Annotated in this window: 13 protein-coding genes and 1 pseudogene; 8 read left to right on the forward strand and 6 right to left on the reverse strand. The window is 48.0% G+C overall.

Going from position 1 to position 17029, the window contains the following annotated elements:
* Positions 1–200: 200 nt before the first annotated feature.
* Positions 201–1388, reverse strand: coding sequence for an MFS transporter (locus MZO40_RS14210; RefSeq protein ID WP_101873000.1), 1188 nt, complete (start codon positions 1386–1388; stop codon positions 201–203).
* Positions 1389–1671: 283 nt separating this feature from the next.
* Here MZO40_RS14210 and MZO40_RS14215 point away from each other — a divergent pair.
* Together MZO40_RS14215 and MZO40_RS14220 are read left to right on the forward strand one after the other, a co-directional pair.
* Positions 1672–3156 (forward strand): annotated as a pseudogene (locus tag MZO40_RS14215) (MDR family MFS transporter).
* Positions 3153–3638, forward strand: a complete 486-nt coding sequence (locus MZO40_RS14220; protein ID WP_252133362.1) for a DUF4811 domain-containing protein — start codon at positions 3153–3155, stop codon at positions 3636–3638. The pseudogene MZO40_RS14215 and the gene MZO40_RS14220 overlap by 4 nt, the downstream one beginning before the upstream one ends.
* 1029 nt (positions 3639–4667) lie before the next feature.
* Here the strand turns inward: MZO40_RS14220 and MZO40_RS14225 are convergent.
* Positions 4668–5231, reverse strand: coding sequence for a GNAT family N-acetyltransferase (locus MZO40_RS14225; RefSeq protein ID WP_309487047.1), 564 nt, complete (start codon positions 5229–5231; stop codon positions 4668–4670).
* Positions 5232–5311: 80 nt separating this feature from the next.
* Positions 5312–6322, reverse strand: a complete 1011-nt coding sequence (locus MZO40_RS14230; protein ID WP_101872997.1) for a YeiH family protein — start codon at positions 6320–6322, stop codon at positions 5312–5314.
* Positions 6323–6438: 116 nt separating this feature from the next.
* Here MZO40_RS14230 and MZO40_RS14235 point away from each other — a divergent pair, with 116 nt between their 5' ends.
* Positions 6439–7269: a LysR family transcriptional regulator gene (locus tag MZO40_RS14235; protein ID WP_105961628.1), complete on the forward strand. Its 831-nt coding sequence runs from the start codon at positions 6439–6441 to the stop codon at positions 7267–7269.
* Positions 7270–7419: 150 nt separating this feature from the next.
* Here MZO40_RS14235 and MZO40_RS14240 read toward each other — a convergent pair whose 3' ends face one another.
* The 3 genes from MZO40_RS14240 to MZO40_RS14250 form a co-directional block, all read right to left on the reverse strand.
* The gene (locus MZO40_RS14240) at positions 7420–8037 is read right to left on the reverse strand and encodes a hypothetical protein (RefSeq protein WP_105961627.1); all 618 of its coding nucleotides are present in this window, start codon (positions 8035–8037) and stop codon (positions 7420–7422) included.
* A gap of 309 nt (positions 8038–8346) precedes the next feature.
* Positions 8347–9855, reverse strand: coding sequence for an accessory Sec system glycosyltransferase Asp1 (asp1, locus tag MZO40_RS14245; RefSeq protein ID WP_105961626.1), 1509 nt, complete (start codon positions 9853–9855; stop codon positions 8347–8349).
* Positions 9852–11396: a glycosyltransferase gene (locus MZO40_RS14250; RefSeq protein WP_252133364.1), complete on the reverse strand. Its 1545-nt coding sequence runs from the start codon at positions 11394–11396 to the stop codon at positions 9852–9854. The genes asp1 and MZO40_RS14250 overlap by 4 nt, the downstream gene beginning before the upstream one ends.
* Before the next feature lie 306 nt (positions 11397–11702).
* On the opposite strand from MZO40_RS14250, the gene MZO40_RS14255 reads away from it, so the two are divergent.
* The 5 genes from MZO40_RS14255 to MZO40_RS14275 all read left to right on the forward strand — a co-directional run bounded on the left by MZO40_RS14255 (position 11703) and on the right by MZO40_RS14275 (position 16816).
* Positions 11703–12497 carry a LysM domain-containing protein gene (locus MZO40_RS14255; RefSeq protein WP_252133365.1) on the forward strand — a complete coding sequence of 265 codons (795 nt, stop codon included), beginning with the start codon at positions 11703–11705 and terminating at the stop codon, positions 12495–12497.
* A 363-nt stretch (positions 12498–12860) separates the two neighbouring features.
* A complete protein-coding gene (locus MZO40_RS14260) occupies positions 12861–13901 on the forward strand; it encodes a LysM domain-containing protein (RefSeq protein ID WP_122217807.1) in 1041 nt (346 codons plus the stop codon).
* A gap of 249 nt (positions 13902–14150) precedes the next feature.
* On the forward strand, positions 14151–14657 hold the full coding sequence (locus tag MZO40_RS14265; RefSeq protein ID WP_122217808.1) for a methylated-DNA--[protein]-cysteine S-methyltransferase: 507 nt from the start codon (positions 14151–14153) through the stop codon (positions 14655–14657).
* A 49-nt stretch (positions 14658–14706) separates the two neighbouring features.
* The gene (locus MZO40_RS14270) at positions 14707–15606 is read left to right on the forward strand and encodes an ABC transporter ATP-binding protein (RefSeq protein ID WP_105961622.1); all 900 of its coding nucleotides are present in this window, start codon (positions 14707–14709) and stop codon (positions 15604–15606) included.
* Positions 15599–16816, forward strand: coding sequence for an ABC transporter permease (locus MZO40_RS14275; protein ID WP_105961621.1), 1218 nt, complete (start codon positions 15599–15601; stop codon positions 16814–16816). Before MZO40_RS14270 ends, MZO40_RS14275 begins: the two co-directional genes overlap by 8 nt.
* Positions 16817–17029 lie beyond the last annotated feature (213 nt).

Here is a 17029-nt window from a genome sequence, read left to right on the forward strand (position 1 = left end):
CACAAACGCCACGCCACACACAATCTTTCATTGATTCCTTTAATGCCAGTTGAATCTTTAATTTCGTTCAATTGCTTTAGATAAATCTGATACCAAGTTTTTGAAACCTTTCGCGCGACTTGCACGTTTAGTCAATCAATCCTGACAACATTCACAACAATCATTGCGACTTATCTCTATGTCTAGTTCTCGTTGTGGCACTAATTCTGAGCCTGGCGTGCTACCACGCGTGGATAATGAATGAAGTGCGCGTAAAAGCCCATCACCAGTACCACGACGGCTAATCCACAAACGCCGTTCCAACCAGCTAGGTTCCACAAGACGTTACCGCAAAACGAACCGAGTGCCCCGCCCATGAAGTAACCGAACATGAAGACGGAATTGAACCGGCTGCTAGCATGGACATCGATGCTCTGGATGCGCGCCTGATTGGCGACCTGTCCGAATTGGGTCCCCAAATCAAGAATCACGATGCCAACAATTAGTCCAGCGATGTGGGTTCCACTTAACCAGAAGACGACGTAGGCCAGTGTAGACAACACCAACCCCAGTCCAATAATCGTTCGTGGATGAAAACGGTCCGCCAGCCGACCAATCAATGGGGCTGCAAGAACCCCCGTTACACCTAATAAGGCCAGCAAACCGGCTTCACGACTGCCCCAGCCATATTGATGTTGCAAATAGAAGACCAAGGTCGCCCAGAAGATATTGGAAACACCAAACAGCACAAACCCGTTGACCGCAGACGCACGCAAAACTGGATAGCGACGCAACAACTTTGGGACCGTTTTAATCATTTCCCGATAAGTGGTGGCATGTGCAGTGACTGGATCATGGGGCAATTTTTGCCATAAAATCACCCACAGGCCCGCAATCAAAATGGCAGCAATCAGATAAACCATCTGCCATGGCAGGTAGCTGGCCAACACACCGCTCACCGTCCGTGACAGCAAGACCCCGACTAACAGTCCGCTCAAAACATTCCCCAATACTTGACCACGTTGCTGCCGAGGGGCTAAGAAGCCCGCGTATGGAATAATCACTTGTGGTGCGACTGAGGTGACCCCAATCAACACACTGGCGATGGCGTACACCCAGATATTGGGCGCAACAAATGCCAGCAATGCTGAAACAATGGCGAGTACGAGTAACCGCATAATGAGCGTGCGCCGATTCATGATATCACCCATCGGTACGATCAATAGCAGGCCAAATGCATAGCCTAATTGCGTCAGCATCGCCACCGCTCCGACGACGGCGTTAGCAAGATTGAACTGCTGAGCAATATCCGCTTCGATTGGTTGGATGTAATTGATGTTGGCGACCACGATTGCCGCGGAAATCGCCATTAATAAGACGGTACTTTTGTTTAAAGATTTTGAATTCACGTTAATTTCCTTCCTAATTTACAAGATTGACTGTATCTTCAAATTAGAAGGCTTGTTCGACCCGTATAATCAACCAGTGTTTTAATTGCCGGTCGACGGGCCGTTCCATTGAATTATTCATCGTTCATCATAAACTCCTTTATTGCAATAATCCTTATTTTACCACGCAAATCCGCCCTTTCGCACGTCTGCTTGGGACCAATCAATAGGCTTGACCCGCGCATCGTGCTATACTTATTGATTGTTCATTATTACAGAATCTATAAAAAGAAAGGACGGTACTATGCCAACTCAGAATTCAACGTTACCGCTCGATGCAAACGGCAAACCTTACCACCGGACTTGGTTAGTGTTGACTTTGCTCGTCGGAACGTTTACGACTTTTATCACTCAAACGTTGTTGACCACGGCTTTTCCAACGTTAATGACTGATTTTCACATTTCCGCAACTGCTGTTCAGTGGTTGACCACTGGCTTCATGCTGATTATGGGTATTATGATTCCGGTCAGTGCTTGGTTACTCACCCGAATCAATTCCAAATATTTATACCTAACTGCCATGGTCATCTTTGGCCTGGGAACGACGCTGGCGTACTTCGCCGTTAACTTTCAGATGTTACTGATTGCCCGAATGATTCAGGCAATGGGGGTCGGAATTTCCGCACCCGTCTTTCAGACCATCATGTCATCGGTCTACCCGCCAGAAAAACGGGGCTCAGCGATGGGAACGGCCGGAATCGTTATTGGTCTAGCACCAGCCATCGGTCCGACCCTGTCCGGATGGATTATTGATAACTATTCTTGGCGGGCGCTCTTCCTATTCATCTTGCCAATCAATATTCTCGTGATTATCGTGTCACTATTCACCTTACGAAAGGTATTACCGACATCCAAACAACCGATTGATTAGTGGTCCGTGTTAATCTCCACGATTGGTTTTGGTAGCATGTTGTACGGTTTCTCATCCGTCGGCAATTCCGGCTGGGGCGACCCAATCGTACTCACAACCTTAGTCATCGGTCTGATTTTCATCGGTCTCTTCGTCTGGCGGCAACTTCATATGGATCAGCCATTATTGGAATTACGCGTCTTTAAAATTCCAGCGTTTACCCTATCCGCCATTTTGACTGCCCTCGCCTACATGGCCATGATGGGGGTCGAAATGATTTTACCGATGTACATTCAAACGGTACTGGGCCGTTCAGCCATGGACTCCGGGCTGATTTTATTGCCTGGTGCCATTATGATGGGGATCATGAGCCCGATTACTGGTCGTATCTTCGACCATATTGGCGCTCGCCGACTTGCGATGACCGGGATGTTATTATTAACACTCGGAACCGCCTTCTTCCTGTCGATTAGCGCAACGACTCCTATCTTGTGGATCATTGTCGTTTACGCGATTCGGATGTTTGGCCTAACGATGGTAACAATGCCCGTCACGACCACTGGTATCAACGCGTTACCGTTCCGGTTGATCTCTCACGGGACTGCCGCTAATAATACGCTACGGCAAGTTGCCGCTTCAATGGGGACCGCCGTCCTCATCAGTGTCTACTCGAGTGTGGCCAAGTGGCAAATGCCAGCCCACCACCTCTTGACCCAAGCGCCGCTGAAATACAAGCAAGCTGGTATCACGGCAACTTTAACGGGTTATCACATGGCGTTCGTCGTTTCTCTGATTTTCTGTGCAATTGGCTTTGGTTTGACCTACTTCTTGAAGGCCAACCATTCGACCACACTCAGTCAGGAGGATGATGCCGCATGATTATCGTGTTATTGATTCTCGCCACTTTTGTCTTTGCCGGTGCGATGATTTTTGCCCGAGCGGGTCGCACGCGTGTCCTCACGACGCTCATTAGCGGTCTAATCATCGCTGGTGGACTCGGTGCCCTCATCCTGAACGATAATTATCATTGGGGTATGCATCAAGTGACACAGACGCAAATCCAAGATTTGGCTCCCTTGCAGTCGAAACGCACCGCATTACGCGTTCAACAACTAGGAACTGGTTCGGAGCGCGTCAAGGGTGCCACAAAAGCCAGTCGCACGGTCGCCGCAACCACGACCACAACTAAGCTCACGACTGGAGTGCCTGCTCAAGTTCAGATCAGAACGACCACTTGGCAGTTCAAAAACCACTGGGCGCGCGTCCTCTTCAGCCTTGGCAATACCAAGACTAAGGTCGTCGCACGTCAGTATTTATTTACAATTCCCAAAACTTGGCAAGTGATTACGGTTAAAAGTTAATCATTAGGTTACTTAGCAAACAACTATTAGTTATAAAAAGGAACGCTCAACTGAAAAAATCAGTTGGGCGTTCCTTTTTTGAATGTGTTGTTAGAATGATGGATTCACTATCTGTGCGTCGTGCTAGTTGTTGTTAGCATTATAACTGATTGAACCCTGCTAATTGTTTAGCTTACTGTTCGTCTGCCGGTGATCTTCCTACTCCGACTTCCGGGGCCGGCTGACAATTGCTGGAACGTAAGCCGACATCGATTTGAACTCACGCAGAAACCCACTGCGCAATTTCAAATACGAGTCTTATTCTAAGCCGGAAGAAGACCACTTCCAGCTAAGAATAATTTGGCTACTGAGCATTGTCAGCCGGCCCTACAGTCGGGAAGCCGCTCGAATGGCGGATAAACGGCCACTTAATTTGGCGCAATTGGCTACTGAATGTTGGGAGACTGGCTCTTCAGGCAAACTTTTATGAATCGTTATCGATGGTGAGTTATAACATTTATATGTTAATGCGCTTGTCTAAGCATTATTCGCTAATTTCCAGTCGTTGAGCATTCAGGAATTTTTCAGCCCAGGCGACTAGAGTTTATGCGACCCATGTTCGGTAATGTTTCTGGCTTCCGAAAGCAAAACACGAGTACGCTAATTTAGCGATTATCAGAAACAAGTCTTACAGTTAAATATCAAAATAACTAGTTTCTAAGAATCAACGACCAATTCATCAAAAAGTTGAGTTTGCACATGTCTGCCTTTCGAATACTGTCCCGGCTGGAAGGTATTCTGGGCAAAGCCAAGTGGTGAAATTTCACTTAGCAAGCGTTTTGTGCTTGGTTAGTGAAAGACCAGTATTTAAGACGTGGGTTGTCGGCTTAAATCTGTGTCCACCACGTTACGGCCATTGCCCAGAATGCCTGGAAGCCAGCCTAGGACGCAGCTATCAAATCAGGTTTACGCTAACTCGCCTTGTTTCCAGCGGGCCTCAGCTGGCTGCTTTTGAACTTAAGAATGGTAAGCCCTACTTTCAGTAACACCTTATTCCCGCAAGCCTTGATAATACATCGTTGCGCTTAATTCATACACGTTCTCATCGTGGTCACCATCTAATAAGTGTTGCCCGCGCGGTTCGGTTTTGAGAAATTTAAATTCTGACCGTTGTGCGACGGCATTGCTAGCTTGATTGTCGACGGCTGCACGAATTCGTAACCGTTGGCGGTGATAGTGGTCAAAGCCCAAATGACAAATACCGCGGACTGCCATTGTCATTACGCCCCTCCCTTGAAATTGCCGTCCCAACCAATAACCAACGTTGGCACTATCATCACTGTCTCCAAAATGGTCACAACTGATCATCCCGGCCACTTGTTGGTTAACGACAATGACTAGGTTGAGTGCCTGGCTCCGGGCCAATTGCGCTTCAGCCGTCATCAAAAACTGCTGCTCATCATCAAGCGTCTGAAGTGTTGCGACCCACGGTAAATAATATTGATACTGATCCCGATTGGCCTTTAATAATGCCAATAACATCGGTGCGTCCTGTTGTGGCAGTGGTGCCCGGAGTTCAATCGTTGGTGTGACGTGATAACTTAACATCTGCATCCCTGCTTTCTCGACAAAAAATCGCAGTCATGATTAATTAAATTATTAACCATTATTGCGATTTAAGTGATAAAAATCAACTAATGTCGGAGCAAAGCCGTAATCAAAATCAACGCACTTACGACCTGCAGCGTCCCCACGCCCAGTCCGTATAACGCTAAGCGCTTCCCGGCTTTCAAGAAATTAACTAAGTTCAGCCGTAAGCCAATCGCTGCTAGTGCGATGATTTCAAACCAACTACTGATTGTATGCGCGGTCGTGCCAACGATTGCTGGCAACGAAACCAAGCTGTTCAGTGCACATAAAATCAGAAATCCCGCGACATACCATGGGAGCCAGTGACCATTTCCGTTGCCACTGACGACCGCATCTTCAGCCAATTCGTTTTCTAGTGTCCGTTGATGTAAGCGACCAAAAATCAGCACGACGACCACTAACATCATAATCCGCATAATTTTAAAAATCGTGGCAAATTGCACGGTCGTCTGATTCACCATACTTGCTGCGGCTACCACTTGACCGACGGATTGCAAAGTCCCACCAATCAAAGCCCCTTTGAGGATCACACTGCCGCCAAATACGGCCATCCCCAGTACGGGCAGCGTTAGCATCAGCACGGTTCCCATCAAATTGACCAGCGTAATCACAGTCCCCTTATCATCTTCATCGGCATCAATCACTGGTGCAATCGACGCAATCGCAGAAGAACCACAAACCGCGTTTCCCCCAGCCATCAACATCCGTACCGATTGACTGAAGCCTAGTTTGTTGCCTAACCACAAGGCGCCAACGATTGTGATCGTCATCTGGCACAGAATGAATACCACGCCTAGACCGCCGATTTTGCCAATCGTTTGGACCGTCATCGTCGCACCCAGTAACATGACTGAATACTCCAACAACTTACTTTCCGCAAACTTCGTCCCCCGACCAAGTTGCGGTTGTTTCAAAACGGTGTTTCCACCCACAATTCCTAACAGAATTGCAATGGTTGCTGCCCCCAGCGCAGGGACTAACTGTGCCAGCCATTGACTAATAATGGCGATGGCAAGACTCGTCAGTAACCCTGGTAAAATCCCTTTGACCTTCATTCGCTTTCTCCCATCTCTATCCCGATGAGTTTAAGTATACGAAAGTTATTTACATTTGAGAAATAAATTATTATGATAGTTATTATTAAAAATCATAATAGTTTGGAGGGAGACGTATGTTCAAACAATTGGAAACCTTCTGTGCCGTTTATGAAACGCGAAATTTTTCCCATGCGGCCGAACAACTTTTCATTTCACAGCCCACCGTTTCAACTCAAATTAAACAATTAGAGGCGGATTTACAAACAACCCTGTTCACCCGTAATGGCCGTCAAGAAATCGTACCGACTGCTAGTGGCCAGCTACTTTATCAACAAGCGCAGAAGTTATTAACGACCTGGGCCGCGACTAAAACGGCTGTCCGTTCACCACGTCAACTGGTCAAGGTGCCTTGCCGCATTGGCGCGTCACATACGACTGGGAGCTTGATTTTACCAGCACTCTTGGCCGAACTGAGCACTGCCAGTGACCGCTTCGATTTTCAAGTCACACTCGCTAATTCTGCAGAAATTCTGACTGCTATGTCGCAGCACAAACTCGACTTTGGCCTAGTGGAAAAGCCGCTGGTCACAGACCACTTGAACCGTTTGGCATTTGGTCATGACGAACTAGTCCACGCCGGTGATTTTAACAGTCCGCTCTGGCTTTTGCGTGAGCCGAATTCCGGCGTTCGCCACTATACCAACGCTTTTTTGAAAGCACGCAACATTCAGCCCGAGCAAGTCATGGTCATTCACAGTAATCAAATGATTGCCGATCTACTCGCCCGGGGCACGGGGCAAACGATTATTTCACGCCACGTACTCGCATCCACGATTCCAGTCGAAGCACTTAGCAGCCACTATCAGCGCCAATTCTTCTTACTCACCAATCACCATCCAGCCGCCGCGCTACGACCGGTACAAGCCACCATCACGCAGTATTTGACGACCTGGTCAAACGGGTGAGCTGCATTGGTGATTGCAAAAAATATATCGTTCACTCGCAAAAAGGCCGGCGTGCTAATACGCCGGCCTACTTTAATGGCTCACTGATTGACAGAATACGATCAAACCGAGATGAACAAGCCGCTTCTCAGATATGACAAACTAAACATCTTAGAACTTTTTCAGAACATACTTCAACGTCGTTTTGTGATAAGCGTGATGGAAGACTAATCCAATCGACCTGATGCCGCGTTGTTGTGGCACAAAGATTGACGACATCGGAGCGAGGTCAACCGTTCGATACTTGCCGTAGCCGCGATAATTAAATTGGACACGGCCAAGGTCGCGATGTGATGCAATCTCCTCCACCGGAATAGTGTACACCTGTTCACTGCCCGTCAAGGCATTCCGGAGCACGGTACTTTTATGAGCACGAATCGTTACAAGCCGATTTTTTCCGCGCAAGTTTACGCCACCCACTGTGAAGCGGTTAAGGTTAAAAGTGACTGTCTTTGAAGAGCGGTTGTTGATTTTCACATCCGTTCCAATCAAATAATTCCAGTGCCGGTCTCGCCTGATATGGTCGTTATTCACTTGAAAGGTAAAATGAACCTGCCGTTGCACATTCTTGGATAACCGACTGAAATTACCAGTATTTTGGGTTAACGACGTCGTTACTGGTCGATGGCGCACACTTCGATGACTCGCGCTTACCGACAGTGGCGTCGCCAGTGACAAACATAAGCTACTACTTAATAAAAAGCCGACAATTTTCTCCTTTTTTCGCATCTATGTCACTTTCCTTCCAATCACTAGGCTATGAAACTCGATACCCAGTCAAGTTTCATGCGTGAATAATAGCGCCTGTCCGCTCTGACCTCAAGTCCTATCTCAGATAAATTTTTTAGCTAGCTTCAATCATCAAACAACAGTTAAAGTCAGCGCGTCACAAATGCCACTGTAACAGCATTTAAGCCGTCTGCTATGCCTGTCGATCCATCTAAAATATCACCATTGTGAACTTACCAAACCATCGCCACGATGCCCATTTACCCACAAAAAAATAGCCTGACTAATGACAGCCAGACCATTTTAGTCTTACTGAACAACCGCCTGCCATTGTTGCCAGACTTGATCGTCAGCATATTGTTCACTACTTTGATAGGCCCCCTTGCTCAAACGTTGTTGCCGCTGTGGGCTTTCTAATGTCCGGGTCAGTGCTCGAACGAGTTGATTGATGGCACCATCCTTGACCAGATAGCCGTTCTTACCATCTTTTAGAATATCCTTTGGTCCATAATTAATATCATAAGCAATCGCCGGTACCCCGTGACTCAGCGCTTCAATTAACGAGAGCGGCTGCGCATCACTTTCACCGGTATAAACGTAGGCGCCGGCTTGGTCGTATGCGCTGGTTAAGTCGGGTTGGTAGCCGGCAAAGGTAACCGCTGCACCTAAGTGAGCCTGTTCCGCTTGTTGCTTTAACTGTTCCAGCATCCCCCCGTAGCCATAAATGACCAGGGTGGCATCCTTGATTTTCCGCTGAACTTGTTCAAAAGCGGTGATCAGTTGGTCGACACGCCGTTCAGCATCCAGCCGCCCCGTATAAATAATCTGATGCGCATGGCGGTCACTGACGGCGATTGGTGTGCGGTCAGCTTGTTGTTTAGTCACTACCGCGGCCGAAATAGCCAAAATTGGCACACTCGGATGCCCACCAAGCCACTGGGTTAAGTCCTGCTTTTGTTGTTCAGTACTCGTGATCACGCCATCCCAGGCACTTAAGAACTCATGGAGCCCGTAAACGTAGGCATTGTTCAGATTCGAATAGACCTGATCTCGTGGATCAACCGCGTGCGGCGTCGGCAGCCACAGATATTTTTTAGCCGCTGTTCGCATGTTGACGACTGGCCACTGGGCGGCTAACGGCCGGTCTGCAATAAAGACATTATCTTCATCGTACTGTTTGTTCAGTTCATCGAGGAAGAACCGGTACCATTCCTGTTCACCATTGAAATAGTAGTCGCGGCCCTGATAATCCATCAAATGACACAACGAGACGTAGTTGGCCCCATTACTATCATGGGCATAATACTGCTCAGCCATCCGCCGCCCATCCGGCCGATAAAAGATGTCCGTCACGGGTTCGCCCGCCGACGAGAAGAACTCATCACGTGCTTTGAAGCCCCGTTCATCATAATCAGTTCGCTGAACAAGGTTGTCAAAACGGTCAAAGATTTCGATGAAGTAGACGTGGCCCACGGTACTTGGCACAAAGTGGACCTTGGCAATCAAACGGTCCCCAGCGCGGACTTCACTCACGTTTGGGTCGGGTTTGATATCATACGCTGCCGGCCAGTTCAAATCAGTCATCTTAACGACTTGACTCGGATAACTGGTCGTTTCACGGAAGAAATCAAACATATTGGCCATTTGATCGTCACCAATATTGAAGCGGCGCATGTTCTGATGCAATAAACCATCAAATTGGCGAGTCACCAGTTTAGCCGGCGCCTGATGCGCTTGAAATAGCTGAAGCCGTTTGAATTCAGCGTGCTCGACGCCCGAGTTGAGTGCCATTAAATACTGATTGACAAAAAAATTCATCGCTGCGTTGCCCCCTCACCTTGATAAAAAGCCGTTGCCGCTTGCATTAACGGCTGCCATTGTTGCCACACCGCAGCCGTACTGAAGCGCTGTGCATCTTGATAGGCTTGCTGGCTATAAGCGGCCAGTTGCTTCGGATACGTCAACAAATCAATCATCGCCGCGGCTAGCGCATCCTCATCATTGACCGGTACCAAGCGGCCATCTTGCCCGTCGCGAATAATATCACGCGGACCATACTTCACGTCATAGGCAATTTGCGGGACGCCATGAGCTTGGCCTTCCAGCAGTGCGAGCGCAAAACCTTCCGCACGCGACGTCAACATCGCCAGCTGAGCGTCGTTATAGACCGCGGTCAAATCAGTCGTGTAATCATTAAAGGACACGGCTGACTGCAGACCCAACTTCTCGACTAACGCGCGCAACTTTTTACCCGTATCGCCGTTTGCATAGCCCCAAAAATCAAGGGTCGCATTTGGCACCTGTTGGCGGACTTGTTTGAACGCCCGAATCACTTGATCCTGCTGCTTCTCTTCGGCGAGGCGAGCAACAAAAATAATCTTACCAGCCGTGCGCGTCTCCCAGGCAGGTTTAGGTGCAGCTAACGTGGCATCATCGACGATGCCCACCGGAATGGTGTATACGGCCGGTTGATTGCCAAACCGGTCCTGAAAATCCGCGGTCTGTTGCGCCGTTGAAGCGATAACGCCATTCCATTGGTCGAGGTTGTTCAGTGCATAGGCATAGTTAAAATTCAGCCCAGCGGTCTTAGGATGCGCTGGATCATTGACGTGATTACTGTGTAAGTGCATGACCTTAAAGGCTTTCGTCCGCATATGAAGTGCGGCATACGCTAACTCATAGGTGCGATCGACAACAAAGACGGCATTCTTAGACGTCCGGTTCAACTCATCCAGAAAGAACGTCGTCATCGCCGTCTCACCAGTAAACGACCAGTCTTGACCACCATAATTGATAAACCGGTAAAGTGAATTTTGCACTTGATTTTGCCGGTCTGCCATATGAAAGGTTTGATAAACCACTTCACCAGCAGGATTAAAGACTTGTTCACTCGCGACTTGCCCATCAGCAGCATAAAACTGCTCAAGCCCCTTGAAACCACGAGTATCGTACCAATCAGTCTTGACTAACTTACCATTTTGGTCGTAATACTGAACATTGTTCAGCTGCTTTTGCGTATTGGCAAACGTGTTGACCTTCATTAATAATTGATTATCTTGATAAACTTCGTAATTTCTCCCCACTGCTTCAACCCGTAAATCGGCAGCCAAATGCAAGTCATCAATGGTCATTGCAGTCGTGGGTTGCTGGCTACTGTGTTGAATAAAATCAAATAAGTTGATTTGATTTTCAGCCGCAATTCCCGCTGACTTCAAGGTTTGATGTAATGACAATGAAAAGAATCTGGTCACCATCTTAGCAGGAACGTGATGCTGGTTAAAAAGCGCCAGCCGTTTCATTTCAGCATGTTCGATGCCCGACTTTTTCGGGTTAATGCTGGTATTCACAAAATAATACATCCTTCTCGCTCCCTTACACGACGTTCTGCTTAACGGTTTCGATTATAACAAATTTCATGGTATTAATAAGAATTTCGCTCATCGCTTTAAGCCATTTTTTAAGTTACCTTCTGAATTTTACCGCGAGTATGACGATAATGTGGCGAAAAGATGATGAAAGTGTTAACTTGTTACACTGTGTTACTTTATTACAAAATTGGCGCAAACCGTAATCTGTTGTTTATTGCTTTGCAATCTGGAGACAGTATACTAATCACCATTCAATGAAACGTCAGACAGCAATTTTATAGGAGTGACTTTATTATCATGAAAATGAAAAATGCGCTATTAACTTCATTAGCAGCGACTGGCCTCTTAGCCCTCGGGACGACCGTCGCTAACGCTGATACAGTCGTCGTCAAAGCTGGCGATACCGTCAGTGCGTTGGCCTTGACGCATCATACGACCATCAAGGCGATTCAAAAAGCGAACCATCTAAAAGACGTCAACTTAATCTACATTGGCGACAAACTAGAAATCAACGGCAAACATCAGACCGCAACTGCAAAATTACCAAGCAGCGCTGCTAGTTCAGCGGCAACCAGCACCACGAGTACCGCTTCGAGTGCTAGTTCTGCCGCCCAATCCAGCACCGCACAGTCTTCATCAAGTGCCGCTAGTGAATCTAGTTCCACAGCAACTTCCGCTTCAATGACGAAGTTGAGCAACACCACCGCAACTAGTTCGTCAGCAACGAGTACGGCCAGCGCCGCATCAAGTAGCGCGACTTCCTCAAGCACGACGGCATCCAGCGCAGCCACGAGTAGCAGTACAACTGCGACCAGCAGTTCATCGACGACAACCTCATCTTCTTCATCGTCAACGAGCACTTCAAGTAGTGCTGAAGCAGCCGCGAAAGCTTGGATCGCGAATAAAGAATCTGGCGGTTCATACACGGCCTCAAATGGGAATTACTATGGTAAGTATCAACTTTCCAAGTCCCTACTAAACGGTGATTACTCTGCATCCAACCAAGAAAAGGTCGCTGACGAATATGTCGCTTCCCGTTATGGTTCATGGGTTGCTGCCAAGGCATTCTGGGAAGCCAACGGTTATTACTAAACAAAATCTTGCACAACTGAACATACAATCAGCGCGACACCTCTTTGGGGGTGGCGCGTTTTTTGTATGTTCAGCTGTGCGTGTTCAATTTGGACCGACACCGGGCTTAGTTTTTAAAAAATGATGAACCACACTTGAGTCCCTCGTTTCAACAATTCTAGCGCCCGACGATTGCAAATCAGCGGCATTGTAAGTGTTAATCTGTTACACTATATACTAATCACGTTTTCGGTTCCTTTTGTTATGGCAATCGTTCAAGTCTGAAAATTAATTATTAAAGGGGTAAATCGCCCTTAACGAACCGCTTACATGATGGTACACTTTAAAAGAAGTCTATTCTAAGTTTGGGAGTGAACAAAGTCTATGAAAATCAAACACCTCTTATTATCCTCATTAGCAACAACTGGGGCGATCGCGCTAGGCGCCACTGCTGCCAAAGCGGACACGGTGACTGTCAAAGCCGGTGATACGGTCAGTGAGATTGCTGATACCCACAAAACCACGGTTGCAGCTGTCCAAAAGTTGAACCACTTGAAGAACGTCAACTTAATTTACGTTGGCGACAAACTCAAAGTAAACAAGCACCAATCCGTCAAAGTCGTTCGTCCAACGACCACGACTGCAACTCAGGCAACCACAACGAACACCAGTAACGCAACTTCTGCCTCTGCCGCAAGCTCGACGACCACTGCCAGTCAGGCTAGTGTCAGTTCAGTAAGCAATGCAGCCAGCCAAAGCAGTACCAGCCAAGTTAGCGCTAGTTCAGTAAGCAATGCAACTAGCCAAAGCAGTACCAGCCAAGCCAGTGCTAGTTCTGTAAGCGATGCAACCAGTCAAAGCAGTGCCAGCCAAGCTAGTGCTAGTTCGGTTACCAGCGCAACTAGCCAAAGCAGTACCAGTCAAGCTAGTGCTAGTTCTGTAAGCAATGCAACTAGCCAAAGCAGTACCAGCCAAGCTAGCGCTAGTTCCGTAAGCAATGCAACTAGCCAAAGTTCAACGACGACGACGCATGCCGTTGCAACCAGTGCGGCTACTAGCCAATCAGCTACATCTAGTGCAGCTAGTTCAAGCGCAGCTAGTTCTAGTGCGGCTAGTTCCAGCAGCAGTGCCGCAACGACGGCCAGCTCAAGTAGTACCGCTACAACCAGCAGTACATCGACCAGTACTTCAACCAGTAGCACCGCGGAAGCCGCAGCGAAAGCTTGGATTGCTGCTCGCGAATCTGGCGGCTCATACACCGCAACGAACGGTATTTACTATGGTAAGTATCAATTAGGCAAATCAATGTTGAACGGTGATTACTCCGCTGCGAATCAGGAAGCCACTGCAGATGCTTACGTTGCCGCCCGTTATGGATCATGGGTCGCTGCCAAAGCATTCTGGCAAGCTAACGGTTGGTACTAATCCTTATTTGAATTTGAATATTGCCATCATTAATGATGCGCCAACCGATTTTTTAACCGCCACTATCGTCATTCATCTGAATGTCAGTAGTGGCGGTTTTGCTTAGTGAAGCTTACCTGTTCGTCATATTTAAGCGTACTAGCGAACTTGCTCCTATTATCCAGGATTCAGCTAAAATTCAATTGCCCTCACCCTTTACCAAATTCTGTTATACTAGCGCTATCAACTATGAAAACGAGGTTTATGCTCATGCAATTAATTTTGACAAACACCACTATTGACCAGCATACCTATTGGCTAGGTTCGACTGACCTGGGGCTCGCATTTGTCGGTAGTCGTGACGGTTCGCGTGACGAATGGCAGTCGTTTTTCCCAACCGCCGAAATCGTCTATCGTCCTGATGCCAATCAGTCAGCCGCCCAGGAATTGGCCGCTTATCTCAGCGGTAACCGGCAACGATTTGATGTTCCGCTCGATCAAAGTACCGGAACAGCCCTGCAGCAAGCTGTCTGGCAAGCACTGACTACGATTCCATACGGTCACACGACGACTTATACGCAGCTGGCCGGCATGATTGACCGCCCCACTGCCATCCGGGCCGTCGCATCGGCGGTGGGCCGCAACCCACTATTAATCGTCGTTCCTTGCCATCGCGTTTGTCGCAAGGATGGCCAGCTGGGCGGCTATCGTGGCGGCTTGCCAATGAAACGCGCGCTGCTGGAACTTGAGACACAGGTTAGTGCTTGCAACAACTAGTTAACTATGACATGATTGAATCAATCTAATGATTTAGGGGGGGCAACACATGTTATCCATCACACATATCCATAAACGCTTTGGCGATGTTCAAGCGTTAAACGACGTGACGTTCGATGTCCATGACGGGAAAATCGTGGGTCTGATTGGTCAAAACGGGGCTGGAAAATCCACCACTTTTCATAGTATTTTGAATTTTCTATCTTTCGAGGGGCAAATCACTTGGAATGGTCAGCCACTGACGGCCGCCGATTATGATCAAATCGGGTACTTGCCTGAGGAACGTAGTCTGATGTCCAAACTAACCATCACGCAACAAATCGTCTACCTGGCACGACTGAAAAATCAGCCCGCCAAGGTAATCAAGCCTAAGATTGCCTCATGGATGGCACGGTTTGCGGTCAAGGGCCAACCAACGGATAAAATCGATAAGTTGTCAAAGGGGAACCAGCAGAAGGTCCAATTGATTTGTACCCTGATCCACGAGCCCAAACTCATTATTTTGGATGAACCGTTCAGTGGTTTGGATCCCGTAAACGCCGATTTACTCAAACAGGCGATTCTGGATGCGAAGCAACGGGGCGCGGCCATCATCTTTTCGAGCCATGATATGAGCAACGTGGAAGCGATTTGTGACTCCTTAGTCATGTTACGGAATGGGGAAACTGTGCTGAAAGGGACGATTGACGATGTCCGCGCACAATTCGGACGGACCCGCCTCTTCCTGACAACTGACTGGTCGGCGGACCAACTGGCTGCTCTCCCTGGGGTCACCGGCGTTTCTAAACAAGGTGCGCGGCGCTACCGACTCGAACTCGCATCCGCCGATGTTGGTCCGAGCCTCTTCGACCAAGTCACCGGTGGCCATTATATTGAGGAATTCAGTCAACAACCACCGACACTAGATGAGATTTTCCGCACGGAAGCTGGAGGTGGCCAACATGAATAAGACGTGGATCGTCACCTTCGAAACCTACTTACGTCAAATCAAATCTTGGAGCTTTATTTCACTGGTCTTTATGCCATTTGTCTTCTTTGGCTTCGTCTTCGCCTTCTCATACTTTGCAGCTCCAAGTGCCAGCAAAAGCGACATTGCCGTCATTAGCACCGATAAGGCCCTGCGCACAAGCTTCATCAAACAGAGTCAGATTGCGACGACTAAAAAATATCAAACGTTAGCGAGTGCTAAGGCGGCCACCAAGCGCAACGACATTGCCGGCTACCTCGTGCTCTCAACGGATAAGCAGCAATTACGAGCCAAGTTTACTGGACCGAATGCAGTCAGCAGTGGCGATAAAGCCAAAATTCAGCAATTTTTAGCCACGATTCAGGGGCAGCGTAACCTGCAACAAGCTAAGCTGACGTCGAGCCAAGTCAAGGCGCTGGCGGTACAACCCAAGTTCACACAGGAATTGCAACGCCACGCCGCATCCGATAAAACGGCAAAAACGGTCTCCTTCTACATCGTGGTCTTCTTCGTCTACTTGATTTTGACCACCTACTCCGCCATTACGGCCCAAGAAATTGCCGCGGATAAGGGAACTAAAATTATGGAAGTCATCTTCTCAAGTACCACGCCACGTAAATACTTTAATGGTAAGATTTATGGTGTTTTGCTCGTCATCGTCACCCAGTTGCTCGTCTATCTAATTGGAGGCTTTGCCGTCATTCAGTTTGCCCAACGCAGTGCGCTGACCGCGGATTTCTGGGAACAGAATACCGACTTGATCAATCAGGTCATCCATAACCTGGTGTCAATCAACCTCCTATTTGCCTTACTGGCGGTCCTCCTATATACGATTGCTTCCGCCTTCTGTGGTGCCTTGATGACGCGGGTCGCGGATGCCAGTAAAGCTGCGCAGCCGGTTATCTATCTCAGTATGTTGGCCTTCTTCATGGCACTCGCTTTTCAGAATACGCCGGATAATCTCTTCGTTAAGATTTTCTCGTATATTCCGTTCTTCTCGTCATACTTCATGCCGTTGCGGCTGATCAACGGGATGGCAACCATGCCTGCCGCAGTGATTTCACTCTTGATTCTGATTGCCACGATTGTCGGTAGTATGCTGTATATCGGCCGGATCTATGGCGGTTTAATGCTACAGACCGACGAACTCGGCTTCTGGGGCAATCTAAAACGCGGATTGAGTTTGAAGTAGTTGTCATCATTCCGTTACTGATAACCCGGTTATTTTAATATGAACCTGTTAATACACGTATTGCGCTAGTTAATTTGGGCGCGAATTCTTAACTTTCCCCATATTGATATTTGACCTTATCCAGCCCAAAAACGACCAAGTGATCGCTGCGCAAAATAACTTGTGTAGCGGTCACTTGATCGTTTTTTTGTCGGGCTAAATGGTAGTTTATCC

Origin of the sequence: Lactiplantibacillus sp. B652, assembly GCF_023806745.1 — a bacterium.
Taxonomy (GTDB): Bacteria; Bacillota; Bacilli; order Lactobacillales; family Lactobacillaceae; genus Lactiplantibacillus; species Lactiplantibacillus pentosus.